This is a genomic window from Neorhizobium vignae, assembly GCF_000732195.1.
Lineage (GTDB): Bacteria > Pseudomonadota > Alphaproteobacteria > Rhizobiales > Rhizobiaceae > Neorhizobium > Neorhizobium vignae.
Window position 1 is genome coordinate 179,663 of record NZ_JNNU01000005.1, and the last position, 24,726, is coordinate 204,388.

General features: G+C 62.9%; 25 protein-coding genes. 13 read left to right on the forward strand and 12 right to left on the reverse strand.

All coding sequences use genetic code 11. The features are described 5' to 3' along the window. The first annotated feature begins 113 nt into the window (after positions 1 to 113). Positions 114 to 1,472 (forward strand): esterase-like activity of phytase family protein, encoded by a 1,359-nt coding sequence (locus tag GQ59_RS10000; protein ID WP_037080699.1) that lies wholly within the window; start codon positions 114 to 116, stop codon positions 1,470 to 1,472. Between the two features lie 197 nt (positions 1,473 to 1,669). Here GQ59_RS10000 and GQ59_RS10005 read toward each other — a convergent pair whose 3' ends face one another. The 5 genes from GQ59_RS10005 to GQ59_RS10025 form a co-directional block, all read right to left on the reverse strand. Beyond that, positions 1,670 to 2,362: a DJ-1/PfpI family protein gene (locus GQ59_RS10005; RefSeq protein WP_037080701.1), complete on the reverse strand. Its 693-nt coding sequence runs from the start codon at positions 2,360 to 2,362 to the stop codon at positions 1,670 to 1,672. A gap of 136 nt (positions 2,363 to 2,498) precedes the next feature. Beyond that, a complete protein-coding gene (gene ppx, locus GQ59_RS10010; RefSeq protein WP_037080702.1) occupies positions 2,499 to 4,019 on the reverse strand; it encodes an exopolyphosphatase in 1,521 nt (506 codons plus the stop codon). A 5-nt stretch (positions 4,020 to 4,024) separates the two neighbouring features. Continuing rightward, positions 4,025 to 6,226: an RNA degradosome polyphosphate kinase gene (locus GQ59_RS10015; RefSeq protein WP_371411987.1), complete on the reverse strand. Its 2,202-nt coding sequence runs from the start codon at positions 6,224 to 6,226 to the stop codon at positions 4,025 to 4,027. A 68-nt stretch (positions 6,227 to 6,294) separates the two neighbouring features. After that, complete coding sequence (gene hdaA / locus GQ59_RS10020) at positions 6,295 to 7,014, reverse strand: DnaA regulatory inactivator HdaA (protein WP_037080707.1); 720 nt, start codon at positions 7,012 to 7,014, stop codon at positions 6,295 to 6,297. A 7-nt stretch (positions 7,015 to 7,021) separates the two neighbouring features. Beyond that, positions 7,022 to 8,215 (reverse strand): AI-2E family transporter, encoded by a 1,194-nt coding sequence (locus GQ59_RS10025; protein ID WP_037080708.1) that lies wholly within the window; start codon positions 8,213 to 8,215, stop codon positions 7,022 to 7,024. Positions 8,216 to 8,393: 178 nt separating this feature from the next. On the opposite strand from GQ59_RS10025, the gene purM reads away from it, so the two are divergent. Continuing rightward, positions 8,394 to 9,467 (forward strand): phosphoribosylformylglycinamidine cyclo-ligase, encoded by a 1,074-nt coding sequence (gene purM / locus GQ59_RS10030; protein WP_037080710.1) that lies wholly within the window; start codon positions 8,394 to 8,396, stop codon positions 9,465 to 9,467. Then, a complete protein-coding gene (purN, locus tag GQ59_RS10035; protein WP_037080711.1) occupies positions 9,464 to 10,147 on the forward strand; it encodes a phosphoribosylglycinamide formyltransferase in 684 nt (227 codons plus the stop codon). Before purM ends, purN begins: the two co-directional genes overlap by 4 nt. Positions 10,148 to 10,150: 3 nt before the next feature. Here the strand turns inward: purN and GQ59_RS10040 are convergent, their stop codons facing one another. The 3 genes from GQ59_RS10040 to GQ59_RS10050 all read right to left on the reverse strand — a co-directional run bounded on the left by GQ59_RS10040 (position 10,151) and on the right by GQ59_RS10050 (position 14,224). Then, complete coding sequence (locus GQ59_RS10040) at positions 10,151 to 11,320, reverse strand: alpha-D-ribose 1-methylphosphonate 5-triphosphate diphosphatase (RefSeq protein WP_037080713.1); 1,170 nt, start codon at positions 11,318 to 11,320, stop codon at positions 10,151 to 10,153. Between the two features lie 175 nt (positions 11,321 to 11,495). Continuing rightward, positions 11,496 to 12,089, reverse strand: a complete 594-nt coding sequence (locus tag GQ59_RS10045; RefSeq protein ID WP_037080715.1) for an NUDIX domain-containing protein — start codon at positions 12,087 to 12,089, stop codon at positions 11,496 to 11,498. After that, positions 12,086 to 14,224 carry a molybdopterin-containing oxidoreductase family protein gene (locus tag GQ59_RS10050; protein WP_037080716.1) on the reverse strand — a complete coding sequence of 713 codons (2,139 nt, stop codon included), beginning with the start codon at positions 14,222 to 14,224 and terminating at the stop codon, positions 12,086 to 12,088. The genes GQ59_RS10045 and GQ59_RS10050 overlap by 4 nt, the downstream gene beginning before the upstream one ends. 83 nt (positions 14,225 to 14,307) lie before the next feature. Here GQ59_RS10050 and GQ59_RS10055 point away from each other — a divergent pair, with 83 nt between their 5' ends. Genes GQ59_RS10055 through GQ59_RS10065 form a run of 3 tightly spaced genes read left to right on the forward strand, consistent with a single transcriptional unit; the run spans position 14,308 to position 16,522 of the window. Next, a complete protein-coding gene (locus GQ59_RS10055) occupies positions 14,308 to 15,186 on the forward strand; it encodes a 23S rRNA (adenine(2030)-N(6))-methyltransferase RlmJ (protein WP_037080717.1) in 879 nt (292 codons plus the stop codon). Between the two features lie 50 nt (positions 15,187 to 15,236). Beyond that, positions 15,237 to 15,902, forward strand: a complete 666-nt coding sequence (locus GQ59_RS10060; RefSeq protein ID WP_037081122.1) for a ribonuclease T2 family protein — start codon at positions 15,237 to 15,239, stop codon at positions 15,900 to 15,902. A 23-nt stretch (positions 15,903 to 15,925) separates the two neighbouring features. Continuing rightward, positions 15,926 to 16,522 (forward strand): glutathione S-transferase, encoded by a 597-nt coding sequence (locus GQ59_RS10065; RefSeq protein ID WP_037081124.1) that lies wholly within the window; start codon positions 15,926 to 15,928, stop codon positions 16,520 to 16,522. A 58-nt stretch (positions 16,523 to 16,580) separates the two neighbouring features. Here the strand turns inward: GQ59_RS10065 and GQ59_RS10070 are convergent, their stop codons facing one another. Beyond that, positions 16,581 to 17,216, reverse strand: coding sequence for an outer membrane protein (locus tag GQ59_RS10070; protein ID WP_037080719.1), 636 nt, complete (start codon positions 17,214 to 17,216; stop codon positions 16,581 to 16,583). Between the two features lie 303 nt (positions 17,217 to 17,519). On the opposite strand from GQ59_RS10070, the gene GQ59_RS31815 reads away from it, so the two are divergent. The 5 genes from GQ59_RS31815 (at position 17,520) to GQ59_RS10090 (ending at position 21,407) form a co-directional block, all read left to right on the forward strand. Further along, positions 17,520 to 17,903, forward strand: a complete 384-nt coding sequence (locus tag GQ59_RS31815) for a hypothetical protein (RefSeq protein ID WP_152564290.1) — start codon at positions 17,520 to 17,522, stop codon at positions 17,901 to 17,903. Beyond that, positions 17,900 to 19,939, forward strand: a complete 2,040-nt coding sequence (uvrC, locus tag GQ59_RS10075) for an excinuclease ABC subunit UvrC (RefSeq protein ID WP_037080721.1) — start codon at positions 17,900 to 17,902, stop codon at positions 19,937 to 19,939. The genes GQ59_RS31815 and uvrC overlap by 4 nt, the downstream gene beginning before the upstream one ends. A gap of 97 nt (positions 19,940 to 20,036) precedes the next feature. Further along, complete coding sequence (gene pgsA, locus GQ59_RS10080) at positions 20,037 to 20,624, forward strand: CDP-diacylglycerol--glycerol-3-phosphate 3-phosphatidyltransferase (protein WP_037080723.1); 588 nt, start codon at positions 20,037 to 20,039, stop codon at positions 20,622 to 20,624. Further along, entirely contained in the window at positions 20,621 to 20,878 is a 258-nt protein-coding gene (gene moaD / locus GQ59_RS10085) for a molybdopterin converting factor subunit 1 (protein WP_037080725.1), read from the forward strand. Before pgsA ends, moaD begins: the two co-directional genes overlap by 4 nt. A gap of 70 nt (positions 20,879 to 20,948) precedes the next feature. Then, on the forward strand, positions 20,949 to 21,407 hold the full coding sequence (locus GQ59_RS10090) for a molybdenum cofactor biosynthesis protein MoaE (RefSeq protein ID WP_037080728.1): 459 nt from the start codon (positions 20,949 to 20,951) through the stop codon (positions 21,405 to 21,407). Here the strand turns inward: GQ59_RS10090 and GQ59_RS10095 are convergent, their stop codons facing one another. Further along, complete coding sequence (locus GQ59_RS10095; protein WP_037080730.1) at positions 21,408 to 22,304, reverse strand: branched-chain amino acid ABC transporter permease; 897 nt, start codon at positions 22,302 to 22,304, stop codon at positions 21,408 to 21,410. A gap of 63 nt (positions 22,305 to 22,367) precedes the next feature. Here GQ59_RS10095 and GQ59_RS10100 point away from each other — a divergent pair, with 63 nt between their 5' ends. Next, the gene (locus tag GQ59_RS10100) at positions 22,368 to 22,916 is read left to right on the forward strand and encodes a CGNR zinc finger domain-containing protein (protein WP_037080732.1); all 549 of its coding nucleotides are present in this window, start codon (positions 22,368 to 22,370) and stop codon (positions 22,914 to 22,916) included. After that, on the forward strand, positions 22,913 to 23,413 hold the full coding sequence (locus GQ59_RS10105; RefSeq protein WP_037080734.1) for a hypothetical protein: 501 nt from the start codon (positions 22,913 to 22,915) through the stop codon (positions 23,411 to 23,413). The genes GQ59_RS10100 and GQ59_RS10105 overlap by 4 nt, the downstream gene beginning before the upstream one ends. A 91-nt stretch (positions 23,414 to 23,504) precedes the next feature. Here the strand turns inward: GQ59_RS10105 and ndk are convergent, their stop codons facing one another. Then, on the reverse strand, positions 23,505 to 23,927 hold the full coding sequence (gene ndk, locus GQ59_RS10110) for a nucleoside-diphosphate kinase (protein WP_007769585.1): 423 nt from the start codon (positions 23,925 to 23,927) through the stop codon (positions 23,505 to 23,507). A gap of 97 nt (positions 23,928 to 24,024) precedes the next feature. Continuing rightward, a complete protein-coding gene (locus GQ59_RS10115) occupies positions 24,025 to 24,714 on the reverse strand; it encodes a glutathione S-transferase family protein (RefSeq protein ID WP_037081126.1) in 690 nt (229 codons plus the stop codon). Between the last annotated feature and the right edge of the window lie 12 nt (positions 24,715 to 24,726).

Genomic DNA, 24,726 nt, shown 5'->3' on the forward strand with positions numbered 1-24,726 from the left:
GTGAAATTACCGTCATCAAAGCTTCATCGAAGCGTCAATCTTCCATCACCTCACCGTCATGCACTCGCCTTAACCGGTTGGCGTCTTCGACACGCCAACCAACAGGTGATCCCATGACTCGCTTTCTGCTTGCTACCGTCGCGCTCGCCGCGCTGATCGGCGGCTCCGCTTCCGCTGACGACAAGGTTTTCCCGGCCAAGCTCACCGGCCAGGCGATCCTGCCCGCCAACACGGTCGTCGCGGCTCCGGCCGATGCGCCGGCATTCCTCAAGACCTCCGGCAAGTTCACCACCGCCGACCGCAAGCGCACCGAAGCCCTCGGCACCCTGCCGGGCAAGGACGGCGCCCGCGTGACGGACGTCAAGCTGCCGCTCGACGGCCAGCCGATCCAGGGTTTTTCCGGCATCAAGACCATGGCTGACGGCACGTTCTGGACGCTGTCGGACAACGGTTTCGGCGGCAAGAGCAATTCCTCCGACGCGATGCTGTTCCTCCACCAGATGAAATTCGACTGGGCCGGCAACAAGGCCGAAGTCGTCAAGAACGTCTTCCTCTCGGACCCGAACAAGATCGCGCCGTTCCCGATCGTCACGGAAGCTTCGGAAACGCGCTACCTCACCGGCGCCGATTTCGACATCGAATCGATCCAGCCGGTTGCCGACGGCTTCTGGCTCGGCGACGAGTTCGGCCCCTACATCATCAAGGTCGACATGCAGGGTCGCCTGACCGACGTCGTATCGACGCTCGTGGACGGCAAGCCGGTCACGTCTCCCGACAGCCCGCTCGTCCAGCTGCAGGCCAACCCGGCCGCCAAGGCACCGGTCTTCAACGTGAAGCGTTCCGGCGGCTATGAAGGCCTTGCAATGTCCAAGGACGGCGCCAAGCTCTACGGCCTGCTCGAAGGCCCGCTCTACAAGGAAGACGGCAAGGTCGAAGACGCAGACGGGCTGACCGCGCTGCGCGTCGTCGAGTTCGACGTTGCCTCCAAGAAGTGGACCGGCCGCTCCTGGCTCTACCCGCTCTCCAAGGGCGGCGAGGCGATCGGCGATTTCAACATGATCGACGCGACCACCGCGCTCGTCATCGAACGCGACAACGGCGCCGGCACCGCCGACAAGCCCTGCGCCGACCCGGCAAAGCCGGAGCCGACCTGCTTCAACGCACCTGCCAAGCACAAGCGCGTCTACAAGATCGAAATGACCGACGCCAATGTCGGCAAGGCGGTCCGCAAGATCGGCTATATCGACCTGATGAACATCCAGGACCCGGACAACAAGAAGAAGGCCGGCAGCGTCGCCGGCGTCTACGACATGCCGTTCGTGACAATCGAAAACGTCGACGTCATCGACGCCACCCACATCATCATCGGCAACGACAACAACCTGCCCTTCTCCGCCGGCCGCGCCGTCGACAAGGCCGACAACAACGAGTTCAGCGTGCTCGAAGTGGGTGAATTCCTGGCTGCTAAGTAAGCGGGGAAGCGTTTTCAAAGAAGGGCGTCCGGTGAAAGCCGGGCGCTCTTTTCGTTTGGGGGACCGCAGATCCGGGTATCGTGAGCGCCGGGGCGGCTTCCGGCCGGACCACCGTTGGCACTGCGTTTGAGACCTTGGTCGAGATCGCAGAAAAGCCTGGCTCTGTCGCAGGCCCGCAGCCGCTATGCGAGCCGACATTACCCCCGAAGTCTGGATATCGCGCCGGCATCAATGGCTCTTATCTGGTCCGTGACATCGGCTGGTGGTTCCAGCGCCCTAACCGTCGCAGGGTCGGCGGTCATGGGCGATCCGGCGAATGGAGGTTCAGGCGCATATTCCATCATCAACTGGATTTTCCGCGCGGCCTCTTCACCTGCCAGCTTGGCGGCCATGACCAGGCCAAGGTCGATACCTGCCGTCACGCCGCCACCGGTGGCTCGCGTCCGGTCAAATACGACCCGCCGGTTTACGGGAATTGCTCCAAAAGCTGAGAGCCGATGCAGCGCCGTCCAGTGAGTGGTGCACTCGTAGCCCTGAAGCAGACCAGCGGCAGCAAGCACCAACGTGCCCGTGCAGGCTGCCATCAGGAACTGGCAGCCGGGCTCCTGGCGCCGTAGAAACGAAAGAAGGCGTTCGTCCTGCATCGCATCCAAATGGCCAGGCCCGCCCGGAACAACCACGATGTCGAGCTGACCGCATTCTTCAAGCAGCATGCTTGGGACGATGCTCAGTCCGCTCGCACTTCGAACAGGAGCGCGTCCGTCAGCCAGCAGATGGCAACGGGTATTGGGCAGCCGCGTCAGAACTTCCCAAGGCCCCGTCAAATCGAGCTGGGTCAGTCCGCTAAACAGGACAAAGCCGATCTCACGTGGGTGCGCGTTCAGAGACATCGAATCTTGCTCAGCCGATTAAACGGGTGATGTTGGTTCGCGAGCATACACGAGAAAATACTGTTGGACGCAACCTGACAATTTCCACTGCCCTGCCGCAAAGCAGCCGCTCTCCTGCCCTCCCCGCGAGCCCGCCCTATTCGAACCGGAACGCCAGCCGCTTGCCCGTCAGCCTCGCCAGCTGCTGCAGGCGGCCGTCGAGCCGCTCGCCGGCGAAATTGCGGTAGGCGGAAGGCACCACGAATTCGAGGTCGAGATCCGGCTCGGATGACGGGCGGAAGCTCAGGTGGTCGACGAGGCCCGGCATCGAGGCCGAGAACAGGTAGACAACCCGGAGCAGACCGCCGAGCAGCTTTGCGAGATCGAGCAGGCGGGGCGTGGCGATCGTCGCCAGCGGCCCGGTCGCACCGTCGTCGTGCAGGCCTTCGAAACGGTAGTAGTTGGCGAGCGCCAGATAGGCGCGGCCGGCATGGGTGATGCCGACGAAGGAGGAGTGGGCGATCAGGTTCAGCGCCTGCAGGCCGCGATAGTCCGGATGGGCGCGCCAGCTGATATCGGCGAGCAGGCAGGCGGCCTGGCGATAGCGGCTTTCCTCTTCCGTCTCGACAATCCCGAAAGCCGGCACCATGCGGCCGGTCCAGTCGGCGAGCTCGCGGGCGTGTTCGGGCGAGCGGGCGCGCAGGATGGCGAGCTGGTCGGCGGCGACCAGCAGCGGATCGCCTGCCTTCTCTTCGTCGGAAAGCAGCGAATAGAGATAGCCTTCGCGAACGCCCTGCGCCGAGAAGCTCACCCTGGCGGGCTTCATCACCGCCAGGACTTCCTGCATGGCGATCGCACCGAAAGGCAGCAGCGAACGGCGGCTCTTCGAGACGGCCTGCCAGGCAGGGTCCTTGCTGTCCTTGGCGGCAATCACCTCTTCGAGGAATTTCTGTATATCCTCGAGAGACAGCTCGTAGCCCTGCATCATGTGCAGCGGATACTTGCTCATCTCCATGTGCAGCTTGGCGATGTTGCGCCAGGTGCCGCCGACGGCATAAAAGGTGCGGCCCGCGCCGTTTTCCAGGAACCGCGCCGTGTTCACCTGCTTGCGGGCGAAGGTGCGCGCCTTGGAAAGCGAATTGCCGGAGGATTCCGACAGCCGCAGCCCCCCGAGCGGCAGGGTGATGCCCTTGCCGGATTCCTTGCCGTTGATGTCGATCAGTTCCAGCGAGCCGCCGCCGAGGTCGCCGGCAATGCCGTCCGGGTCATGGAAACCGCTGATGACGCCGAGCGCCGAATACCGGGCCTCCTCCTCGCCGGACAGAAGCTGGACCTGCTGGCCGAGAATCTCCTCCGCCTGGCGGATGAAATCCGGGCCGTTCGACGCTTCGCGGGCGGCCGCGGTCGCCAGCACGTAGACTTTGGTTGCCTGCGCCTGGGTGGAGAGCGCCCGGAAGCGCTTCAGCGACAGCAGGGCGCGTTCGACACCCTCGTCGTCCATGCGGCCGTTCGAACCCAATCCCTTGCCGAGGCCGCACAGGACCTTCTCGTTGAAGAGGACGGTCGGCGCGCGGGACAGGCCTTCGTAGATAACGACTCGCACGGAGTTCGAGCCGATGTCGATGACGGAGACAGGAGCGATCCCCGGAAGGCGCCCCTGGGCTTCTGATCGTACCATATTGCCTATTTCTTGCGTCCCGACACAAGGCCGGCGATAAGTTTCGGAGCACTCGACTTCAGGGCTTCACCGCGCCCCGAGAGGCTCGGATTGGTCATGAAATAGTGCTGCGCGTTAAAAGGTTCCTCGCCCTTGCGAACTTCCATGCGCCGCGACGTGCCGTCGGCCAATATCTCGTAGCTCTGCTGGTTGTCAATCAGGTTGCCCAGCATGATCTGGGATAGAACCTGCTCGTGCACGGTCGGATTGAGGAGCGGCACCAGCGTCTCGACCCGGCGGTCGAGGTTGCGCGGCATCATGTCGGCGGAGCCGATATAGACGAGCGCCTTGTCGGACGGCAGGCCGAAACCGTTGCCGAAGCAGAAGATGCGGCTGTGTTCCAGGAAGCGGCCGACGATCGACTTGACGCGGATATTGTCGGAGAGGCCGGCCACCCGCGGGCGCAGGCAGCAGATGCCGCGCACGACGAGATCGATGTCGACGCCGGCGCGGCTGGCGCGATAGAGGGCGTCGATGATCTCCGGATCGACCAGCGAATTCATCTTCATCCAGATTGCCGCCGGCTTGCCTTCCTGGGCGTGGCAGATCTCCTCCTCGATATGGCGCAGGATGCGCGGCCGGAGCGTGTAGGGCGAAACCGCCAGCTTCATGCTCTCGGCCGGCTCGCCGTAACCGGTGATGAAGTTGAAGATGTTCGCCATGTCGTGAGCGATCTTCGGGTTGCAGGTGAAGAAGGACAGGTCCGTATAGATCTTGGCGGTGATCGGGTGGTAGTTGCCGGTGCCGAGATGGCAATAGGTCCTGAGCTTGCCGTCCTCGCGGCGCACCACCATCGACATCTTGGCATGGGTCTTCAGTTCGATGAAACCGAAGACGACCTGCACGCCGGCGCGCTCCAGGTCTCGCGCCCAGCGGATGTTCGCCTCTTCGTCGAATCGGGCCTTCAGCTCGACAAGCGCCGTCACCGACTTGCCGGCCTCGGCCGCGTCGATCAGCGCTCGGACGATCGGGCTGTCGTTCGAGGTGCGGTAGAGCGTCTGCTTGATGGCGAGCACGTCCGGGTCGCGGGCCGCCTGCAGAAGGAACTGCACAACCACGTCAAAGGACTCATAAGGGTGATGGACCACCATGTCCTTTTCTCGGATGGCTGCAAGGCAGTCACCGGCGTGTTCGCGAACCCGCTCGGGAAATCGGGCATTGTGGGTCTCGAAGCGCAGGTCGTCGCGTGGCGCCTTGGTGATCTCCGACATGGTGTTGAGCGCCAAAAGGCCCGGCAGAACCGCGACGCGGTTTTCCGGCACGCCGAGTTCCTGCACCACGAACTGACGGAGCGACGCCGGCATTTCCGAATCGGTCTCGATGCGGATGACCTTGCCGCGGCGGCGGCGCTTCAGCGCCGTCTCGAAGAAGCGCACCAGATCTTCTGCCTCTTCCTCGACTTCGATATCGCTGTCGCGGATGATGCGGAACGTGCCCGCTCCCTTGACCTCGTAACCGGGGAAGAGCCGGTCGGTAAACATGCCGACCACATCCTCCAGCGTGATATAGCGGATCGCGTTGTTGAGATCCGGCAGGCGGATGAAGCGGTCGAGCGTGGTCGGCAGGCGCAACAGGCCGGTCATCGGCTCCTTGCCGTGCTTGCTGTGCAGCTGCAGGCCCATCGAGAAGCCGAGGTTCGGGATGAACGGGAACGGATGGGCCGGGTCGATCGACAGCGGCGTGAGGACCGGGAAAAGTTCGTCGTCGAAGGAGTTCGCCAGCCAGTTGCGATCCTCGGCGGACAGCGCCGCCGGCCTGACGATCAGGATGTCTTCCTTTGCGAGATACTGCTGCAGCACGGCAAGCGAGGCCTGCTGCTCCATCTGCAGGTTGTCGATCTCCTGCAGGATGTTGTCGAGCTGTTCGGCCGGCGTCTTGCCATCCGGGCTGCGAATGACGATGCCCTGACGTACCTGCCCTTCGAGGCCCGCGACGCGCACCATGAAGAATTCGTCGAGATTGGCCGCCGAGATCGACAGGAAGCGAACCCGCTCCAGAAGCGGATGGGCGGTATTCAGCGTTTCCTCAAGGACGCGGCGGTTGAACTGCAGCCAGGAGAATTCACGATTGATGAACCGGTCCGGACTGGTCATCAGGTCGAAGTCGGTATTGGCCGCTTCCAGACCAGGTTCGCGCGTTTCAGTCGTGATCGAATCCATCTCATCCATCCCAATGCTAACCCTTGGTCATGCCAACCATGAGGGCCGACTACAGTTTGACGAGGGAATTGTCACAGTCAATCGTCGGCGCCGGCTCCGGTTCCGGAATTCCCAAAATCGTTCAGCACTTCGGCCGCCAGCGGGCGGGTTATCCGCGTGCCGCGCGCCAGCGCCAGACGGTCCAGCCGCTCGACGATCGTCTGCGCCGCACCGAGCGACCGTTCCATCCGGTTGACGATGTAGCCGACCAGTTTGTCGTCGATATAAAGCTGGCGGTCGGCGAACAGTTTGACGATCACCTGGGCCAGCAGGTCCTCGTCCGGCTCGCCGATCTCCACGACCGTCGCCGCCTTCAGCCGGGATTTGAGGTCCGGCAGGGTGACGCCCCAGGAAACCGGCCAGAGGCGCGAGGTCATCAGCAGGCTATGGCCGTTCTCGCGCACGCTGTTGATGACATGGAAGAGTTCGGTCTCGTCGAACCCGCGGCGTTCGGCATCCTCGAACAGGACCGGACCTGCCGCCGCCATCGTCGCGGCATTCGAGCCGGCGACGGGATGGATGTCGGCAGCCCCCGCCTTTTCCCGCCAGATATGCGCCAGGTGCGATTTTCCCGATCCCACCGGGCCGGCCAGCACGACGACCGGCGACGGCCAGGCCGGCCATTCGTCGACGATCGCGACGGCCGCGGCCAGGCGTTCGGACACCAGGAGGTCGTCCCGGGTTCTCGCCGCATCATGGGTGAATTGCAGCGGCAACTGCTCTTGCCTGCGCCGCTCGCGCTCGCTCGTCTCGGTCATAGGTCTTTCAAATGCTCTTCTGAGAGTCATTCGCGTGAGGGTTGTTCGGGGCTATCGCTGCGCCGGTTTCGGCATGTTCCAGCACATGCGACCGTTCGGCCTCTTCCCAGGGGAGTTCCGCCGCCCGCCCGAAATAGATGTCGCTGTCAAGATACCGCGACAGGACGAAACGGACAAGGACGCCAACAACGGCCGCGGCCGGCACGGCGATCAGCAGGCCGACGAAGCCGAATATGGCGCCGAAGGCAAAAAGCGCGAACATCAGCCAGACCGGATGCAGGCCGACGCTTTCGCCGACAAGCTTCGGCTGCAGGATATTGCCTTCGATGAACTGGCCGACGAAGAAAACGCCGGCGACGGCCAGGATCCAAGGATAGTCGGGCCAGAACTGCACCAGCGCCACGCCGACCGAAAGCACCAGGCCGATCAGCGAGCCGATATAGGGAATGAAGCTGATCATGCCGGCGATGAAGCCGATCAGAAGCCCGAAATTCAGTCCGACGACCGAGAGGCCGACGGCATAGAAGATCCCAAGGATGAGGCAGAGCGAGCCCTGGCCGCGAATGAAACCGGCGACCGACTCGTCCATTTCCCGGGCGATCTCGCGCACCGTCGCCACCTGGTCGCGCGGCACCCAGCTATCCACCTTGGCGACCATCCGGTCCCAGTCGAGCAGGATATAGAAGGCGACGACGGGCGTGACGATCAAGAGCGACACGACGTCGATGATGGCCTTGCCGGAATTCCAGATCTGGGCGAGCAGCGAGCCGATGAAACCGGCGCCCTGGCTCAGCACTTCGGAGAAATTCTGCTTGACCGTCTCGATCTGGGTGCTGATCCAATGGGGCAGGAACGAGCTTTCCGGGCTCGATATGATCTGCTGCAGCTGGGAAATATAGCCCGGCAGCGCGGCGGCGAACTCGGTGAACTGGTTGATGATGATGGGGATCACCAACATCAGCGACAAAGCGAAGACCAGCACGAAACAGACGAGGATCACCACCGTCGCCATCAGCCGGCTCAAGCCTCGCCGTTCCAGCCAGTCGGCCACCGGATCGAGGAAATAGGCAAGCGCCATGCCGGCGACGAAGGGAAGCAGAATCGAGCGGAAGAACCACAGGAAGACGACGAAGACGATGAGAACGCCGAGCCAGAAGAAGACGTAGCGCTTCAGGCTCGCGCCGCTGATATGATATGGCATCGCCGCTTCCTCTGAATTGCCCGGGCGAAAAAGGGATAGGGAAGCCCGCAACCCAGGTCAAGGGTTTGGAAGTGGTGCCGCAAGGCCTGTGAAAAGCCTTCAAAACCGCGTCGAACGCTTGCATCCGGCGCCATGTCGTGCAATTGCGGGCCGCTATAACGATCATTGGAGATGAACGATGAGCGAGGCGGGCAAGAACGGTCTCACCTATAGCGATGCCGGCGTCGATATCGACGCAGGCAATCTGATGGTCGAGAAGATCAAGCCGGCCGTGCGCTCGACCCGCCGCCCCGGCGCAGACGGCGAGATCGGCGGCTTCGGCGGCCTGTTCGATCTGAAGGCCGCCGGCTTCACCGATCCGATCCTGGTCGCGGCCAATGACGGCGTCGGCACGAAGCTGAAGATCGCCATCGACGCCAATTTCCACGATACCGTCGGCATCGACCTCGTCGCAATGTGCGTCAACGATCTGGTGGTGCAGGGCGCCGAGCCGCTGCTCTTTCTCGACTATTTCGCGACCGGCAAGCTGGACCCGGACCAGGGTGCGGCGATCGTCTCCGGCATTGCCGCCGGCTGCCGCGAGGCGGGCTGCGCGCTGATCGGCGGCGAGACCGCCGAAATGCCCGGCATGTATTCCGACGGCGATTACGATCTGGCGGGCTTCGCGGTCGGTGCCGCCGAACGCGGCCAGTTGTTGCCGGTCGGCGATATCGCTTCGGGCGACGTCATCCTCGGCCTTACCTCGTCGGGCGTCCATTCGAACGGCTTCTCGCTCGTCCGCAAGATCGTGACGCTTTCGGGCCTCGCCTGGGATGCACCCGCTCCCTTCCGTGAGGGCATGACTCTGGGTGAGGCTCTTCTCACCCCCACCCGCATCTACGTGAAGCCGCTCCTGAAGGCGATCCGCGAGACTGGCGCCCTGAAGGCGCTTGCCCACATTACCGGCGGCGGCTTTCCCGAAAACATTCCCCGCGTGCTTCCGAAGAACCTTGCGGCCGAAATCGACCTCGACTCCATCCCCGTCCCGCCGGTCTTCTCCTGGCTCGCCAAAACGGGCGGCGTCGAACCGAAGGAAATGCTGCGCACCTTCAACTGCGGTGTCGGCATGATCGTCGTGGTCGCGCCCGAGAACGCCCAGGCGGTCACCGATATCCTGACCGGTGAAGGCGAGATCGTTGTTCCGCTCGGCCGCATGGTCGAACGCGCCGAAGGCGGCCCCGGCGTGCTCTACCAGGGCACGCTTGGCCTATGAGCGCACCCGCGGCTGAAACGGCGCGCAGAAAGCGCGTCGCCGTATTCATTTCCGGCGGAGGCTCCAACATGCTGGCGCTCGCCGATGCCTGCGCCGCACCGGATTTCCCGGCCGAAATCGTCGCGGTCTTCTCCGACAAGCCCTCGGCGGGCGGCATCGAGAAGGCGCAGGCGCGCGGCATCAAAACCTTCGTTTTCGAACGCAAGGGTTTTCCCGGCAAGGCCGAACACGAGGCGGCGATCCTCGCAGCCCTCGACGAGGTCCAGCCGGACATCCTCTGCCTCGCCGGCTACATGCGGCTTTTCTCCGCGGAATTCATCAGCCGGTACGATGGCAGCATCCTCAACATCCATCCTGCCCTACTGCCGCTCTTCCCGGGCCTCCATACCCATGAACGCGCCATCGAGGCCGGCATGAAGATCGCCGGCTGCACCGTGCATTTCGTCACCGAGGGCATGGACGAAGGCCCTATCCTCGCCCAGGGCGCCGTCCCGGTGCTTGCCGACGACACCCCCGAGACCCTGGCCGGCCGCGTGCTGACCGTCGAGCACAAGCTCTACCCGCTGGCGCTGAAGCTGCTGGCGGAAGGCAAGGTGCGGATGGAGGGCGGCCGGACGATCACCTCACCCGGCACAACGACCGATGGCGCGGATCAGCGGATTTTTTCCGCGGGTATCTGAACGTCAGGCGGCCAGCGCCCGGAGCGGGTGCAGCGTGCCGTCGCTATAGACGAAGCGGCCGGCGCGGAAGGTGGCGCGGATGCGGTGCACGTCGCCCTTTTCCACCACGACCAGATCGGCACGCTGGCAAACGGCAATCTCGCCGCGATCGGTCAGGCCGGCGGAACGGGCGGCATTGCCGGTCGCCATGGCGACGGCCGCCGGCAGGCCGCCTTCGGAGACGTCCGCCAGCTTGAAGACACCCGGCACGAAAGCCGCCGGATGGTAGTCGGCAGCAATCACCGTCAGCAGGCCGGCCTTGGCGGCGTCGAGTGCGCTCAGATTGCCGGACATGGATTTGCCACGCAGCGCGTTCGGCGCACCCATCAGCGTCCAGAGCCCGCGTCGGCGCGCCTCTTCGGCCGCCGGCAAGGTTACCGGGAATTCGCTGATCGTGACGCCGAGATCGAACATCTCGGCCACTTTCTCAACGCTGTCATCGTCATGGGAGGCAAGCGACAGGCCGTGTTGCAAGGAGAGCGAAACGATTTCCTTCAGCCTGACTTCGATCTGCGGATTGTCGCGCATGGCAATACGCTTCTGGACGATCTCGGCGGCCATTTCCTCGGAAATCGCCCGGCGCTCGGAAATGCTGGCGACATAGGCTGCGATGTTGTTGTACTGGCCCTGGCCCGGCGTGTGGTCGGTGAGCGATACCATGTCGATCTCGTCGGCCTTGAGCAGTCGTTCCAGCGTCGCGGCGGCGCCGACATTGGTGATTTCGTACCGTGCGTGGACGCGGTGGTCGATCAAGAGATTGTCGCGCAGGCGGTTGATGCCCTCGATGACGGCCGAAGTCGTCTCCAGCGAGCGGACATGGCCGTAGACGCTTTCGGTGGCGAAGGAGACTGCTGCGTAAGCCGTGGTGACACCGGCGGCGGCGAGCTTCTTGTCCAGTTCGTGGATGCCGAAGTCGATCGGCATCTGGGCGTTCGGCCGCGGCGCGATCTCGCGCTCGATCATGTCGCCATGCAGATCGACGAAGCCCGGCATCAGCAGCCGCCCGCCGCCGTCGATCACGGCGCCCGCGACTGGTTCTGGGCGGATCTCGGCGATCACGCCATCTTCAATCCGCACGGAACCTGCGTCCACCACCTCGTCCGGCAGAACGAGGGTGAAATTGCCGAGCCACATGGCTATCTCCTGACCATATAAGGATGATTATCAAGAGGCAGCGCTTAGCCGCCATTCGTGACATTCATGTGAAATCGGCGCGGCACAAGGTCAAGTCACAATCACACGGCGTCTGAAACAACAGGCGAACGCGCTGATCGGCGTTTCAAGCCTGCGCGGCGGCACCGCCCCGACGTCAGACGGTGAAGGACGCCCGGTTTATCACCGCCCATTGCAGCATCATGATCGTCTTGGCATCGATGATTTCACCATTACCGATCATCGCGGCGGCCTCGTCGAGCGGCAATTCCAGCACCTCGATATCCTCGTGCTCCTCGGCCAGACCGCCGCCACCGTTCACCCGGTCGGTGAGATCGATCGGCGCGTGGAAGAAATGGACGAGTTCGGTGATCGCGCCCGGCGACATGAATGCCTTGAAGAGGAACCGCACATCCCGCAAGCGGTACCCGGTTTCCTCCATCGCCTCGCGCCGGATCGCATCCTCCGGATGGTCCTCATCGAGCAGCCCGGCCGGCACCTCGACCATCCATCCCGGCTTGCCGGTGAGATAGGCGGGCAGCCGGAACTGCTTCACCAGCACGACCATGTCCCGCCTGGCATCGTGGAGAAGGATGCAGGCGGCCTCGGATTTATGGTAGATTTCGCGATGCAGGCGGTGCGTCTCGCCGCTCCGATCGGTGTAATCGAGTTCGTAGCTCGAAAGCCGCGTCCAGCCGTTCGACAGCGTCTTTTCGCTGACGACGCTCACCCGGTCGTTCTGCTCGCTCATGCGAAGTCCTTGCGAAGCCATACCTTGTTGTCGTGGAAGGCCGCGCCGCCATAGGGCGCCACGGCGTCGGCGCCGGTCAGCACGTTGATGCCCTCGCCGTCGAGATGCTTGTGGTTCGGCCACAGCCCCTCGGCGATCAGCACGCCCGGCCGCGCGCCGGCAACCAGCCTCGCATGCAGGCGGATCTCGCCGCGCGTGTTGCCGAGCCGGACGATATCGCCGTCAACGATACCGAGGCGTTCCGCATCGGTCGGCTCGATCATCACTTCCGGCCGCCCTTCCCGCTCGTAGGAGCTTTTCGTCTCGGTGAAAGACGAATTGAGGAAGCTGCGGGCCGGCGAAGTTGCCAGCCGGAACGGGTGTGCTTCGTCGGCCACTTCGATGACATCGACCTGATCCGGGAAGACCGGCAGTTCGGCGATCGGTCCCAGCGGCCCGACGTTCTTCGGCGGCTTGTCCGGCGACGGGCCGTTCGCCCAGTCCGGCCGGAAGCGGAATTTTCCGTCCGGATATCCGAAACCCTTGATGTAATGGGCGGTCTCAAAATCCGGCTGCGCGTCGATCCATTTGTCGCGCGCCAGATCCTCGTAGGCGCCCCAGCCGCTGGCTTCGAGGATGCGGTCGATATGCTGGCGCTCGTCGAGGCCGAAACCGGGGAAATGATCGATGCCGAGGCGCTTTGCCAGCTCCTCGATGACGAAGAGATTGGTTCGCACTGTCGACGGCGGCTCGACGAGCTTCGGCCCGAGCAGGATATGCTGCTGACCGCCGGCACGGTAGAGATCGTCATGCTCGACGAACATCGTCGCCGGCAACACGATGTCGGCGACTGCGGCCGTATCGGTCATGAACTGCTCGTGCACCGCCACGAACAGGTCGTCGCGCAAGAAACCCTGGCGGACGAGGCGCTGTTCCGGCGCGACGTTCATCGGATTGGTGTTCTGGATCAAGAGCGCGGTCACCGGCCCACCATGACGCAGGGCTTCCGCATCGCCGGTCAGCACCCGGCCGATCTGCGACTGGTCGAGCTGGCGGATCTCCGGATCGGCATAGGCGGTGCCCATCAGCTCGGATTTGTTGAGCCTGAAAATCTCGCCGTTGTTGTGGAAGGCGCCGCCGCCCTCGTATTGCCAGCAGCCGAGCACGGTTGCGATCGACAGCGCTGCATGCATGGCGACCGTGCCGTTGCGCTGGCGGGCAAAACCGTAACCAAGGCGGAAGAAGGTCTTTTGGGTCGTGCCGACAAGCCGGGCAAAGGTCTCGATCTCCTCGACCGACAGGCCGGTGATGGCGGAGGCCCATTCCGGCGTCCTGGTCCTCAGATGCGCCTCGAGGCCAATCGGATCGTCGGCATATCTGGCCATGTAATCCCGGTCGGCATAACCATCGCGGAAGGCGATGTGCATGACGGCGCAGGCGAGTGCGGCATCGGTGCCGGGGCGCACGGTGAGCGCGATGTCCGCCTGTTTCATCGTCGGGTTGTCGTAGATGTCGATGACGACGATCTTCGCGCCGCGTTCCTTGCGGGCCTTGACCGCGTGGGTCATGACGTTGACCTGGGTGGAGACGGCATTGGTTCCCCAGATCACCACGCAATCGGATTTCGCCATCTCGCGCGGATCGGGGCCGCGCAATGCCCCGGTGCCCATCACGTAGCCGGTCCAGGCCATGTTGGTGCAGATCGTGCCGAAGAAGCCGGAGTATTTTTTCGCATGCCGCAGCCGCTCGATCGAGTCGCGCTGCACCTGGCCCATCGTGCCGGCATAGAAATAGGGCCAGACCGCCTCCGACCCGTGTTTCGCCTCGGCCTTGACGAAGGCGTCGGCGATCTCATCGAGAGCGGCCTCCCAGGGGATCTCCTGCCAGGCCCCCTCGCCCTTGGCGCCCAAGCGGCGCTTCGGGTGCATCAGCCGGCCGGGATGGTAGAGCCGCTCGGAATAGCGGGCGACCTTGGCGCAGATGACGCCGGCGGTATAGGTGTTGTCGGCGGCACCCCGCACCCGGCCGATCTTGCCGTCGGCGGTGATATCTATATCCAGCGCGCAAGCCGATGGACAGTCGTGCGGACAGACGGTGTGTCCGACGGAATTGTGGCCGAGGGCGGTTTTCGCGGTAATCGGGGTCGCAACGTTCATGGCTTTTCTATATTGCAAGCTGACGCCCGCAAAAAGCGTGATTTGCAGTGCATCAATTTAATTCAAGCGAGATACCAGCAACGATGAACTACCGGCACATCTATCACGCGGGCAATTTTGCCGATGTCCTCAAACACGCGGTTTTGGCGCGGTTGATCCGCTATGCGCAGAACAAGGACAAGGCTTTTCGCCTGCTGGATACCCATGCCGGCATCGGGCTCTACGACCTTTCCTCGGACGAGGCGCAGAAGACCGGCGAGTGGCGCGACGGAATCGGCCGGCTGATGGAAGCGGAACTGCCGGCAAAGGTCGCAGATCTGCTGGAGCCTTATCTGACCGCGGTGAGGGAGTTGAACCCGACCGGCGCTCTGAAACTCTATCCCGGTTCGCCGAAACTTGCCCGCATGCTGTTCCGCCCGCAGGACCGGTTGTCGGCGATGGAACTGCATCCCGAAGATTTCAACCGCCTGCACAATCTGTTCGAAGGCGATTTCCAGGTGCGCGCCACCGAACTCGACGGCTGGCTGGCGCTCGGCGCCCATCTGCCGCCGAAGGAGAAGCGCGGAATCGTGCTCGTCGATCCGCCTTTCGAGGAAGAAGGCGAATACAGGCGGCTGGTGAAAGGCCTGTCGACCGCCTGGCGCCGGTTCCAGAGCGGCACCTACTGCCTCTGGTATCCGATCAAGAAGGGCGCGCCGCTCAGGGCCTTCCACGACGAATTGAAGGCGCTGGACATCCCGAAAATGCTGTGCGCCGAACTTACCGTTCAAAGCGACCGCGAGACGACGGGGCTCTCCGGTTCCGGCCTCATCATCGTCAACCCGCCCTTCACGCTGAAGGACGAGTTGCACACGTTCCTGCCGACCTTGAAAACCATCCTGGCGCATGATCGGTTCGCCTCGCAACGAGCCTTCTGGCTGACCGGCGAGACCATCGACAACGACCCCGATTCGGAGTCTTGACCGGGCGGGGCTTCCCGCCCATGGTGCCGCGCATTGCAGGGGGCCGGCCGATGACCAACCGATTTATCGCTTTCCTTTTTCTCGCGCTTTTCGCATCCACTGCCTCCGCCCAGGAGCGCCGATCGGACAATCGGCAGGATCATGCAGGGCAGTTCGATTTCTACGTCCTGTCGCTTTCCTGGTCGCCAACCTTCTGCGCTTCACAGAGCGGTGGCAAGAACGACCAGCAATGCAGCACGGACAAGGACTTCCGCTTCATCGTCCACGGGCTGTGGCCGCAATACGAAAAAGGCTATCCGGATTTCTGCGAAACGAAGGAACCGGGCCGCGTGCCGCAATCGCTCGGCCAACCACTCTTCGACATCATGCCGTCGATGGGCCTGATCGGCCATCAGTGGCGCAAGCACGGAAGCTGCACCGGGCTGAGCCAGCGTGATTATTTCGGCAAGCTGCGTGAGGCCTTTTCGCGGGTCAAACTTCCTGCCGACCTGTCCCGCGGCGACACGGCCCTGACGCTGTCGGCCGACCAGATCGAAGACAAGTTCCTCGCCGTCAATCCGGGCATGAGCCGGCGCGGCATTTCGACAAGCTGCGAGGGCCGGCAGCTGGAGGAGGTGCGCATCTGCCTCACCAAGGACCTGCAGTTTCGCGATTGTGCCGAGGTCGATCGTGACGGCTGCCGGATCAGCCAGATCACCCTGCCGCCGGCACGATGACATTTATCGAGAAGGACAAGACCATGAAGCTGCTGTATTCCCCGGCCTCGCCCTATTCCGCCAAGGTGCGCATGGCCGCGCGCCATCTCGGCATCGAGATCACTGAAGTGAAGACCGACACCAACGCCGCCCCGCCGGAACTCGTAAGCAACAACCCGCTCGGCAAGATCCCGGTGCTGATCCGTGATGGCGAGCCGCCGATCTACGACAGCATCGCGATCATGCATTGGCTCGATCGCCAGTCGGGCGGCAAGCTCTATCCGAAGAAGGATGCGAAGCGGACCGAGGCCGAGGTGCTGGAGGCGCTTTGCGACGGCATGATGGATTGCCTGCTGGCGATCATCTACGAGCGCCGCTCGCGCGACGAGGACAAGGTCCACCAGCCGTGGATCGACAAGCAGTGGAGCAAGGTGGTGCGCGGCCTCGATCACCTGGAGAACAATCTGCCGAAGACAGGCAAGAAGCTGCATGGCGGCCATTTCGCGCTGGCCGCGTTGATCGGTTACCTCGATCTGCGCTTCAACGGGCAATGGGCCGAAGGCCGACCAGAGCTCGCCTCCTGGCCGGACGTCTTCACCAAGCGCTTCGCCTCCTATACCGCCATGAAATCGGCGGCCTGAAACAAAAAAAGCCCGGGCCGAAGCCCGGGCTTTCCCCAGCCTGTTAAGGCTATCGAAATTAGAACTTCACGCCGATACCGACCTTGACGCTGTGATCGTCGAAGCCCTTCGAAACCGAACCGGAATCGAGCGAGTAGCTATCCGAACCGAAATCCGTGTAACGGTATTCGACACGAGCGGTGATGTTGTTGGTGACGAAGGCTTCGGCACCGGCACCGACCGTGTAACCGACGGCGGTCTTGTTGTCGGACGAAGTCGCGTCGCGCAGTTCGTTGTCCTGCAGGGCAACACCGGCCGTACCGTAGATCAGGAAGGGGTTGAGGTCGTAACCGACGCGGCCGCGAACAGAGCCGTTCCAGCCGGCCTTGCCTTCAAAGCCATCATCCGTGGTGCTCTTCGTGCCATTGTAGCCGACGTCTGCTTCGACGCCGTATACGATCGAACCGCTCTGGAAGTTGTAGCCCGTATAGGCACCGCCGCCGAACTGGCCGTCACGGTCGCCGCTCCCGAAGCGACCCCAGTCATACTGACCGTAACCACCGAGATAGAAACCCTGCCAGCTGGCGGCCGGGGCCGGCTCTTCGACTGCAACCGGGGCCTGCGGAATTTGTTCGACGGCATCAGCGGCATTGGCCGCAGAGATGGCGATGAAGCTGGCTGCCGAGGCCATCAGAGTTGCGATGAGAGTACGCATACATTTTCTCCTTTTACTGCTGCGCCGGGAATTCGCCGCCACAACATGGTTGGCGACATATTGGTTCCCTGCCCGCTGAAACGGAATGTGGAGGTCAATTGAGGAATAGAAAGAGCCGAAATGTGAATTGATTGTGGCGCGGAGAAGGCCAAAATTGGATGTTGCTGTACCGCAACACACGTTTGATTAACCTTAAGCAATGCTTACCTTGAATATAAATATTTTTACATTTATAAACTACTTCTTAAATCTAAAGCACAACTCAGTCAATACACTTGCCGGTGCGGACGGACGCGGACGCCATTGGCCAAAGTCGACTTGTATTCGCAGCAAAACCGGATCCGGCACCTGCAAAAACCGAAATCTGAGCAGAAACACCGACGTATTTCCCCTCCCCGCAGGCGCACGGCCGGACGCTGGTGGTCCCTGCCGCCGGATTTCTGCCTGAAATATTCCACCGACGGAACGGGCATTTCGGCTTTCGTCAAGAGCACGGGGCGGAATTCTCGCCAGCGCTTTCAAAATCTGCCTCAACACACTATTTCTCCGGCAGCGGCCTTCGTGCAGGGAATCGGGCCGCTTCAGCGCAATATTTTGACAAGCTGCCGGTCTCCGGCACATGTCATGGGCGCACGGTTCGAATCGGTGATGGCCGGATCTCTATATCCGGCGGAGACTATGGAATGAACGGAACGAAGCTGCCCGACGGCGGCGTTCTCTATGACGAGACGGAAGAAGACGACGACGATGTGCTGGTCACCGAGCCGGCCCAAGGCCCCGCCGCGTCGATCGACTGGAACGAAGGCTGGAAGAACGACAGCGGGCTGAAGGGCGCCGACCTGATCGCCGAATTCGTCAAGCACCTGCCGAATGCGCCGGGCGTCTACCGGATGTTCAACGATGCGCAGGACGTGCTCTACGTCGGCAAGGCGCGCAGCCTCAAGAAGCGCGTCGGCAATTATGCGCAGGGCCGCGTCCATTCCAACCGCATCGCCAAGATGGTGCGCGAAACCACCCACATGGAATTCGTCACGACGCGGACGGAGACCGAGGCGCTGCTGCTCGAAGCCAATCTCATCAAGCGCTTGCGGCCGCGTTTCAACGTTCTTCTGCGCGACGACAAGTCCTTCCCCTATATCATGATCACCGGCGACCACCGGGCACCGGCGATCTTCAAGCATCGCGGCGCGCGGGCGCGCAAGGGCGATTATTTCGGCCCCTTCGCCTCGGCAGCCGCCGTCGGCCGCACCATCAATTCGCTGCAGCGCGCCTTCCTGTTGCGCACCTGCACCGACAGCGTGTTCGAGACCCGCACCCGCCCCTGCCTGCTCTTTCAGATCAAGCGCTGTTCGGGGCCCTGCACCCACGAGATCAGCGACGAGGGTTATGCGGCGCTGGTCGGCGAAGCCAAGGATTTCCTGTCGGGCAAGAGCCAGAACGTCAAATCGGCGATCGCCCGCCAGATGGCAGAAGCCTCCGAGGACCTGGATTTCGAGCGCGCCGCCGTCTATCGCGACCGCCTGGCGGCGCTCAGCCACGTCCAGAGCCATCAGGGCATCAACCCGGCCGGCGTCGAGGAGGCGGATGTCTTCGCCATCTACAACGAGGGCGGCCTCTCCTGCATCCAGGTGTTCTTCTTCAGGACCGGCCAGAACTGGGGCAACCGCGCCTATTTCCCGAAGGCCGATCCGCAGCTTTCCGGCCCGGAAGTGCTCAACGCCTTCCTCGCGCAGTTCTATGACGACAAGCCGGTGCCGAAGCAGATCCTGCTGTCCGAAGCCGTCGAGGAACAGGAATTGCTTGCCCAGGCGTTTTCCGAAAAGGCCAATCATAAGGTCACTATTTCGGTGCCGCAGCGGGGCGAGAAAAAGGACCTGACCGACCATGTTCTGGCAAATGCCCGCGAGGCGCATGGTCGCCGGCTTGCCGAGACCTCGTCGCAGGCCCGCCTGCTGCAGGGGCTTGCCGAGACCTTCGGTCTGTCCTTCGTGCCGCGTCGCATCGAGATCTACGACAACTCGCATATCATGGGCACCAATGCGGTCGGCGGCATGGTCGTCGCGGGGCCGGAAGGTTTCGTGAAGAGCCAGTACCGCAAGTTCAACATCAAATCGACCGACATCACCCCCGGCGACGACTTTGGCATGATGCGCGAGGTGATGACCCGCCGCTTCAGCCGCCTCCTCAAGGAAGAGGGCATTCCGGACCGCACCGCTGCTGCCGGCGCCAGCGCCGAGGATGCGGCCGATGGCGCCTTCCCCGCCTGGCCGGACGTGATCCTGATCGACGGCGGCCAGGGACAGATGAGCGCGGTACGCGCCATTCTCGACGAACTCGGCATCCGCGACGTGGTGACCGCGATCGGCGTCGCCAAGGGCGTCGACCGCGACGCCGGTCGCGAGCGGTTCTTCGCCGACGGACGGTCAGACTTCTCGCTGCCGCCGCGCGATCCGGTCCTCTATTTCATTCAGCGCATGCGCGACGAGGCCCATCGCTTCGCGATCGGCTCGCACCGGGCGCGGCGCAAGAAGGAGATGGTCAAGAACCCGCTCGACGAGATTTCAGGGATCGGACCCGGCCGCAAGCGCAAGCTGCTGCAGCATTTCGGCACGGCGAAGGCGGTGTCGCGCGCCGGCCTGACCGACCTCATGGCGGTCGAGGGAATTTCGGAGGCCGTCGCCAAGCAGATCTACAATCATTTTCACGAGAACCGGGCGGGTTAAATCGGCCCGACGCAATCGGTGGTAAAAAAGCCGCCGGAACATGTTGACGCCTTCCTCGTGAGGCATCAACTAGGAGCAAACATCCGGAAGGTTCTCCATGGCGTCGCGCGCATACAATATTCCCAATCTTCTGACCTATGCGCGCATCGTGGCGGTGCCGATCATCGTCGGCTGCTTTTTCGTCGAGGGGCAGCTTGAAAGCTCGGATGTCGCGCGCTGGACGGCGCTGGTGCTTTTCGCCGTCGCGTCGATCACGGACTATCTCGACGGTTATCTCGCCCGCATCTGGAACCAGACGTCGAATATCGGCCGGATGCTCGATCCGATCGCCGACAAGCTGCTGGTCGCCGCGGTGCTGCTGTTGCTCGCCGCCGACCAGACGATCGCCGGCTGGTCGCTCTGGGCGGCAATCACCATCCTCTGCCGCGAAATCCTGGTCTCGGGCCTGCGCGAATATCTGGCTGCGCTGAAGGTCTCCGTGCCGGTGACGCGCATCGCCAAATGGAAGACGACGATCCAGATGGTGTCGATCGCCTTCCTGCTGGCCGGACCTGCCGGCGACAAGATCCTGCCCTACACGACCCAGATGGGCATCGTGCTTCTCTGGCTTGCCGCGATCCTGACCTTCTACTCGGGCTATGATTATTTCAAGGCCGGCGTCAAACATCTGGTGGACGAAGAATGACCGTCAAACTCGTCTATTTCGCCTGGGTGCGTGAACGGATCGGCAAATCCGAGGAGGATCTCGACCTGCCGGCAGGCGTCGTCACGGTCGATGACCTGCTCGCACATCTGACGACGCTTGGCGAAGAATACGAGAACGCGCTCCAGTTCCCCGACGTCATCCGCGTCGCCATCAACCAGGAACATGTCGAACACGGTGAGCCGATCGCCGGCGCGCGCGAGATCGGCATCTTTCCGCCGATGACGGGCGGGTGATGATGACTGGGGCCGGCGCCAGTTGCGGAACACCCCACTCCTCCCCAGCGGGGAGAGGAAGAGGCTGCCCATGACCGCTCCCACCATCCGCGTCCAATCCACCGACTTCGATCTGCAGGCCGAAATTTCCGCCCTCACCGCCGGCCGCAAGAATATCGGCGCCGTCGTCACCTTCACGGGCCTCTGCCGAGACGAACAGGGTGCATTGTCGGCACTCGAACTCGAACATTATCCGGGCATGGCGGAGGCGGAGATGCTCCGCATCGGCGAACTGGCGATCGATCGCTTCTCACTGCTCGGCCTTACCGCCATCCACCGTTTTGGCAAGATCATGCCCGGCGAGAACATCGTGCTGGTCATCGCCGCCGCCCCGCACCGGCAGGCGGCCTTCGACGGTGCCAATTTCGTCATGGATTTTTTGAAGACCTCGGCCCCGTTCTGGAAGAAGGAACATGCAGCCGACGGCGCCCAAGGCGACTGGATCGCCGCCAAGGACGCGGACGACACTGCGCGCGACAGGTGGCGGTGATCACGGCACCACCCGCTCCCGCCGGCTTATCACCAAAACCATGACCAGCAAGGCGACGATCACCAGGTCGCGCCAGACGATCGGGCCGTAGCCGCTCCAGAGCGTTTCGGCAAAGCCGATGACGGCGGCGCCGACGGCGGCACGCAGCGGATTGGAATGACCGCCGGCCGCGGCGATCAGCACCACTTTCAGGCCGAACAGCAGGCCGGCGCCAAAATCCATCGTGCCGTAGTGGGAGGTGGCGAGCACGCCGCAGATCGCGGCGTAGAGCGCCGCCGCCGCATAAGCCACGACGAAAACCCGCGCCGAACTGGTGCCGGAGAGTTCGGCCGCCAAAGGGTCGTCGGAGACCGCCCGCCACATGCGGCCCCAATGGGTGCGCGCCAGCACCAGATAGCCCAGGCCGATGACCATCAGCATCACGGCGACGTTGACGAGCTGGATCAGGGTCAGCGTCACCGGAAAGCCGTCTGCGTGCCAGAAGACGATCGCGTCGTTGAGGAAGGGCGGCAGCCAGAGTTCGCGGGTATCGGCGGCGATGCGGGCGCCCTCCATCAGCACCATCAGCGCGCCGAGCGAGGCGACGATCACCGCATTGGGCGAGATCTTTGCAAGCGGGCGCATGACCACCTGTCCGATCGTGACTCCCGCCCCGATGCCCCCGGCGATCCCGGCCGCAGCACCAAGCCCCAGTGCGGCGGGCAGGATCAACCATAGCCGGTCCCAGCCGAAATGGGCAAAGAGCAGGTAGAGATGCCCGGAAAAGGCAAAGATCGCACCATAGGTGATGTCCGCCCTTCGCGTCACGGCAAAAGCGATCGCATATCCGAAGGCAAGCGTCGCATAGAGCGCCGCCAGCGGAACCGCGTTCGCCAGTTGCTGCAGCAGATAGGCCATGGGCACTCCGATAGGGATATCGAATATAACTGGTCAACGGTTTTTTACCAGTTATAATATCGCATGAGCTTTTCCTGGACCCCGCATCGGTTTGCCGGAGGCGCGCTGGCGCTGGATGTCGCCAACAGCGTCATCCTGCGCTTCGACGCGACACGCAGCATCGATCGTTTCGCCGAACTGCCACAGATGGACGCCTTTCCGAAGGCAGCCGAAAAATTCTCCGCCGAGCGGGCACTGTTCGGCGATCTCGCGCCGGTGGAGCCCGAGAACCGCACGCCGTTCATCGTGATGCGCGAAGCGATCGACCGCTATTTTCGAGCCCGGGTGCTGGGCGACGACGCCCAGACGCTGCTTGCCGATTTCCTCGAAGCGACGGCCATCATCCTGCGCCGCGCCGGGAAGAACTCGCTGGAGGCGGCGACCGCCCATTCGGCGCTCAGGCTGCTTGCCGATACGGAAATCTCGCGGATGAAGATCTGCGGCAATTGTGGCTGGCTGTTCATAGACCGCAGCAAAAACCGCAGCCGCACGTGGTGCGACATGGCGGTATGCGGCAATCGCGTCAAAGCCAACCGCCACTATCATCGGAGGAAGAAGGAGGCCGCGTCATGATGCGCCGGTTTATGGTTCTCGGCCTTGCATCCCTCGCCCTTGCCGCGTGCCAGCGGGAAACCGAAAAGCTGGTCGAGGTGAGCGGGCATATCTTCGTGTTCAACTACAGGGTCGCCAGCGCCACCTATCTGGTGACGCTGAAGAAGACCGGGCCGATCCCGGAGGGCACCGTGGCGATCGCCAAATTCGAGGACCCCGCAGGCGGCGACCCGATCGTCATCAACGAAAAGATCTTCCCCGCATGGGACAAGATTACCCTGCAGAGCCCCAATGTCCGCTGCGTGCGCAAGGACAAGCCCTATTCCGTGGATATCCGGCTGGTGGATGCAGGCGGACGGACGCTGCAGGAATTGAAGACCCAGCTCGTCTCGGACGTCGACCAATCGGTGCTTCCCAGCAAGCCGCTGGTACTCGGAGCCGGCTACGAGCGGAACCCGGACGTCTTTAAGCCGGATGGCACGGTGGACTATGGCCGGGATGCCGACTGCCCGGCATGAACGGCCGCTATCGCTTCATGAGGCCGGGCAATAAAAAACCGGAGCCAAGGCCCCGGTTTTCATAACAGTCGTCGTCAAGACGCGGCTTAAATCAGCCGACGATCTCGGTTTCCGAGAACCAGTAGGCGATTTCCTGGGCGGCGGTTTCCGGAGCGTCCGAACCGTGAACCGAGTTCTCGCCGATCGACAGGGCGAAGGTCTTGCGGATGGTGCCTTCGTCGGCGTTGGCCGGGTTGGTGGCGCCCATGATCTCGCGGTTCTTCAGGATGGCGTTTTCGCCTTCCAGAACCTGAACGATGGTCGGGCCGGAGGTCATGCCTTCGACGAGTTCGCCGAAGAACGGGCGTTCCTTGTGAACGGCGTAGAAGCCTTCTGCCTCGCGCTTGCTCATCCAGACGCGCTTGGAAGCGATGACGCGCAGGCCATTGTCTTCAAACACCTTGGTGATGGCGCCCGTGAGGTTGCGCTTGGTGGCATCCGGCTTGATCATCGAAAACGTGCGTTCAATCGCCATTGTTCTATCCTTCGTTTCCTGTGGCCCCGTGACTAAGGGGGAAAGTGGGCGGTCTTTACCCGCCCCTTTCACTGGAAACAAGGGGGTTCGGGCAATTTCACGCCGCTGTCACACTGCGCCCGACGCCATTATGCAGGTCGAGGCAGCGCTCGAACCACAACCCCACCGGGTCGTCGTCGGAAAACACCTTGGCGCCGGCGGTGACGCGCATCCACTGCAGCGCGCCGAACAGGATGTAGTCGACGAAAAGCGGGCCGTCGCCGCCGATGAAGTCATGATATTTCAACGCATGACGGATCGGCTCCAGCTTCGGCGCGAAACCGTCGATCTCCGCCTGGCGGCTCGCTTCCATCTCTTCCAGCGTCCTGCCGAGCCGGGCTTCGCGGCTGGCGCGGAAATAGACCTGATCCGTCTCGCCGAGCATGTCATGAATGTTCTTGACCGCAATCTTGGTGATCGCCGTATGCACCACCATCTGGGAAAAACCCTCGACGAAACGGGCAAGCGCCTTGCCGGCCGGCCCGCCGAACAGCGTCGGCCGGTCCGGATAGGTCTCCTCCAGATAAAGCGCGATCTCGAAACTGTCGCGGATCAGCTCGTTGCCGTCCCTCAGGATCGGCACCGTCTTCGAGAAACCGCCTTCGAGGCTGGGGATCTCGGTAAACGGCGTCGGCTTCTCGATGAAATCGAGGCCCTTGTGGGCGAGCGCCTGCACGACTTTCCAGCAATGGGGCGAAAACGGGCGGCTCTCGTCGGCGCCGCAGAGCGAATAGAGAATACGGGTCACGGCAGGCTCCTG

Bases quoted from the DNA above. Each gene is read 5' to 3' on its own strand.
- GQ59_RS10000 (WP_037080699.1), top strand. From the start codon at position 114: ATGACTCGCTTTCTGCTTGCTACCGTCGCGCTCGCCGCGCTGATCGGC.
- GQ59_RS10005 (WP_037080701.1), bottom strand. From the start codon at position 2,362: ATGTCTCTGAACGCGCACCCACGTGAGATCGGCTTTGTCCTGTTTAGC.
- ppx (WP_037080702.1), bottom strand. From the start codon at position 4,019: ATGGTACGATCAGAAGCCCAGGGGCGCCTTCCGGGGATCGCTCCTGTC.
- GQ59_RS10015 (WP_371411987.1), bottom strand. From the start codon at position 6,226: ATGGATGAGATGGATTCGATCACGACTGAAACGCGCGAACCTGGTCTG.
- hdaA (WP_037080707.1), bottom strand. From the start codon at position 7,014: ATGACCGAGACGAGCGAGCGCGAGCGGCGCAGGCAAGAGCAGTTGCCG.
- GQ59_RS10025 (WP_037080708.1), bottom strand. From the start codon at position 8,215: ATGCCATATCATATCAGCGGCGCGAGCCTGAAGCGCTACGTCTTCTTC.
- purM (WP_037080710.1), top strand. From the start codon at position 8,394: ATGAGCGAGGCGGGCAAGAACGGTCTCACCTATAGCGATGCCGGCGTC.
- purN (WP_037080711.1), top strand. From the start codon at position 9,464: ATGAGCGCACCCGCGGCTGAAACGGCGCGCAGAAAGCGCGTCGCCGTA.
- GQ59_RS10040 (WP_037080713.1), bottom strand. From the start codon at position 11,320: ATGTGGCTCGGCAATTTCACCCTCGTTCTGCCGGACGAGGTGGTGGAC.
- GQ59_RS10045 (WP_037080715.1), bottom strand. From the start codon at position 12,089: ATGAGCGAGCAGAACGACCGGGTGAGCGTCGTCAGCGAAAAGACGCTG.
- GQ59_RS10050 (WP_037080716.1), bottom strand. From the start codon at position 14,224: ATGAACGTTGCGACCCCGATTACCGCGAAAACCGCCCTCGGCCACAAT.
- GQ59_RS10055 (WP_037080717.1), top strand. From the start codon at position 14,308: ATGAACTACCGGCACATCTATCACGCGGGCAATTTTGCCGATGTCCTC.
- GQ59_RS10060 (WP_037081122.1), top strand. From the start codon at position 15,237: ATGACCAACCGATTTATCGCTTTCCTTTTTCTCGCGCTTTTCGCATCC.
- GQ59_RS10065 (WP_037081124.1), top strand. From the start codon at position 15,926: ATGAAGCTGCTGTATTCCCCGGCCTCGCCCTATTCCGCCAAGGTGCGC.
- GQ59_RS10070 (WP_037080719.1), bottom strand. From the start codon at position 17,216: ATGCGTACTCTCATCGCAACTCTGATGGCCTCGGCAGCCAGCTTCATC.
- uvrC (WP_037080721.1), top strand. From the start codon at position 17,900: ATGAACGGAACGAAGCTGCCCGACGGCGGCGTTCTCTATGACGAGACG.
- pgsA (WP_037080723.1), top strand. From the start codon at position 20,037: ATGGCGTCGCGCGCATACAATATTCCCAATCTTCTGACCTATGCGCGC.
- moaD (WP_037080725.1), top strand. From the start codon at position 20,621: ATGACCGTCAAACTCGTCTATTTCGCCTGGGTGCGTGAACGGATCGGC.
- GQ59_RS10090 (WP_037080728.1), top strand. From the start codon at position 20,949: ATGACCGCTCCCACCATCCGCGTCCAATCCACCGACTTCGATCTGCAG.
- GQ59_RS10095 (WP_037080730.1), bottom strand. From the start codon at position 22,304: ATGGCCTATCTGCTGCAGCAACTGGCGAACGCGGTTCCGCTGGCGGCG.
- GQ59_RS10100 (WP_037080732.1), top strand. From the start codon at position 22,368: ATGAGCTTTTCCTGGACCCCGCATCGGTTTGCCGGAGGCGCGCTGGCG.
- GQ59_RS10105 (WP_037080734.1), top strand. From the start codon at position 22,913: ATGATGCGCCGGTTTATGGTTCTCGGCCTTGCATCCCTCGCCCTTGCC.
- ndk (WP_007769585.1), bottom strand. From the start codon at position 23,927: ATGGCGATTGAACGCACGTTTTCGATGATCAAGCCGGATGCCACCAAG.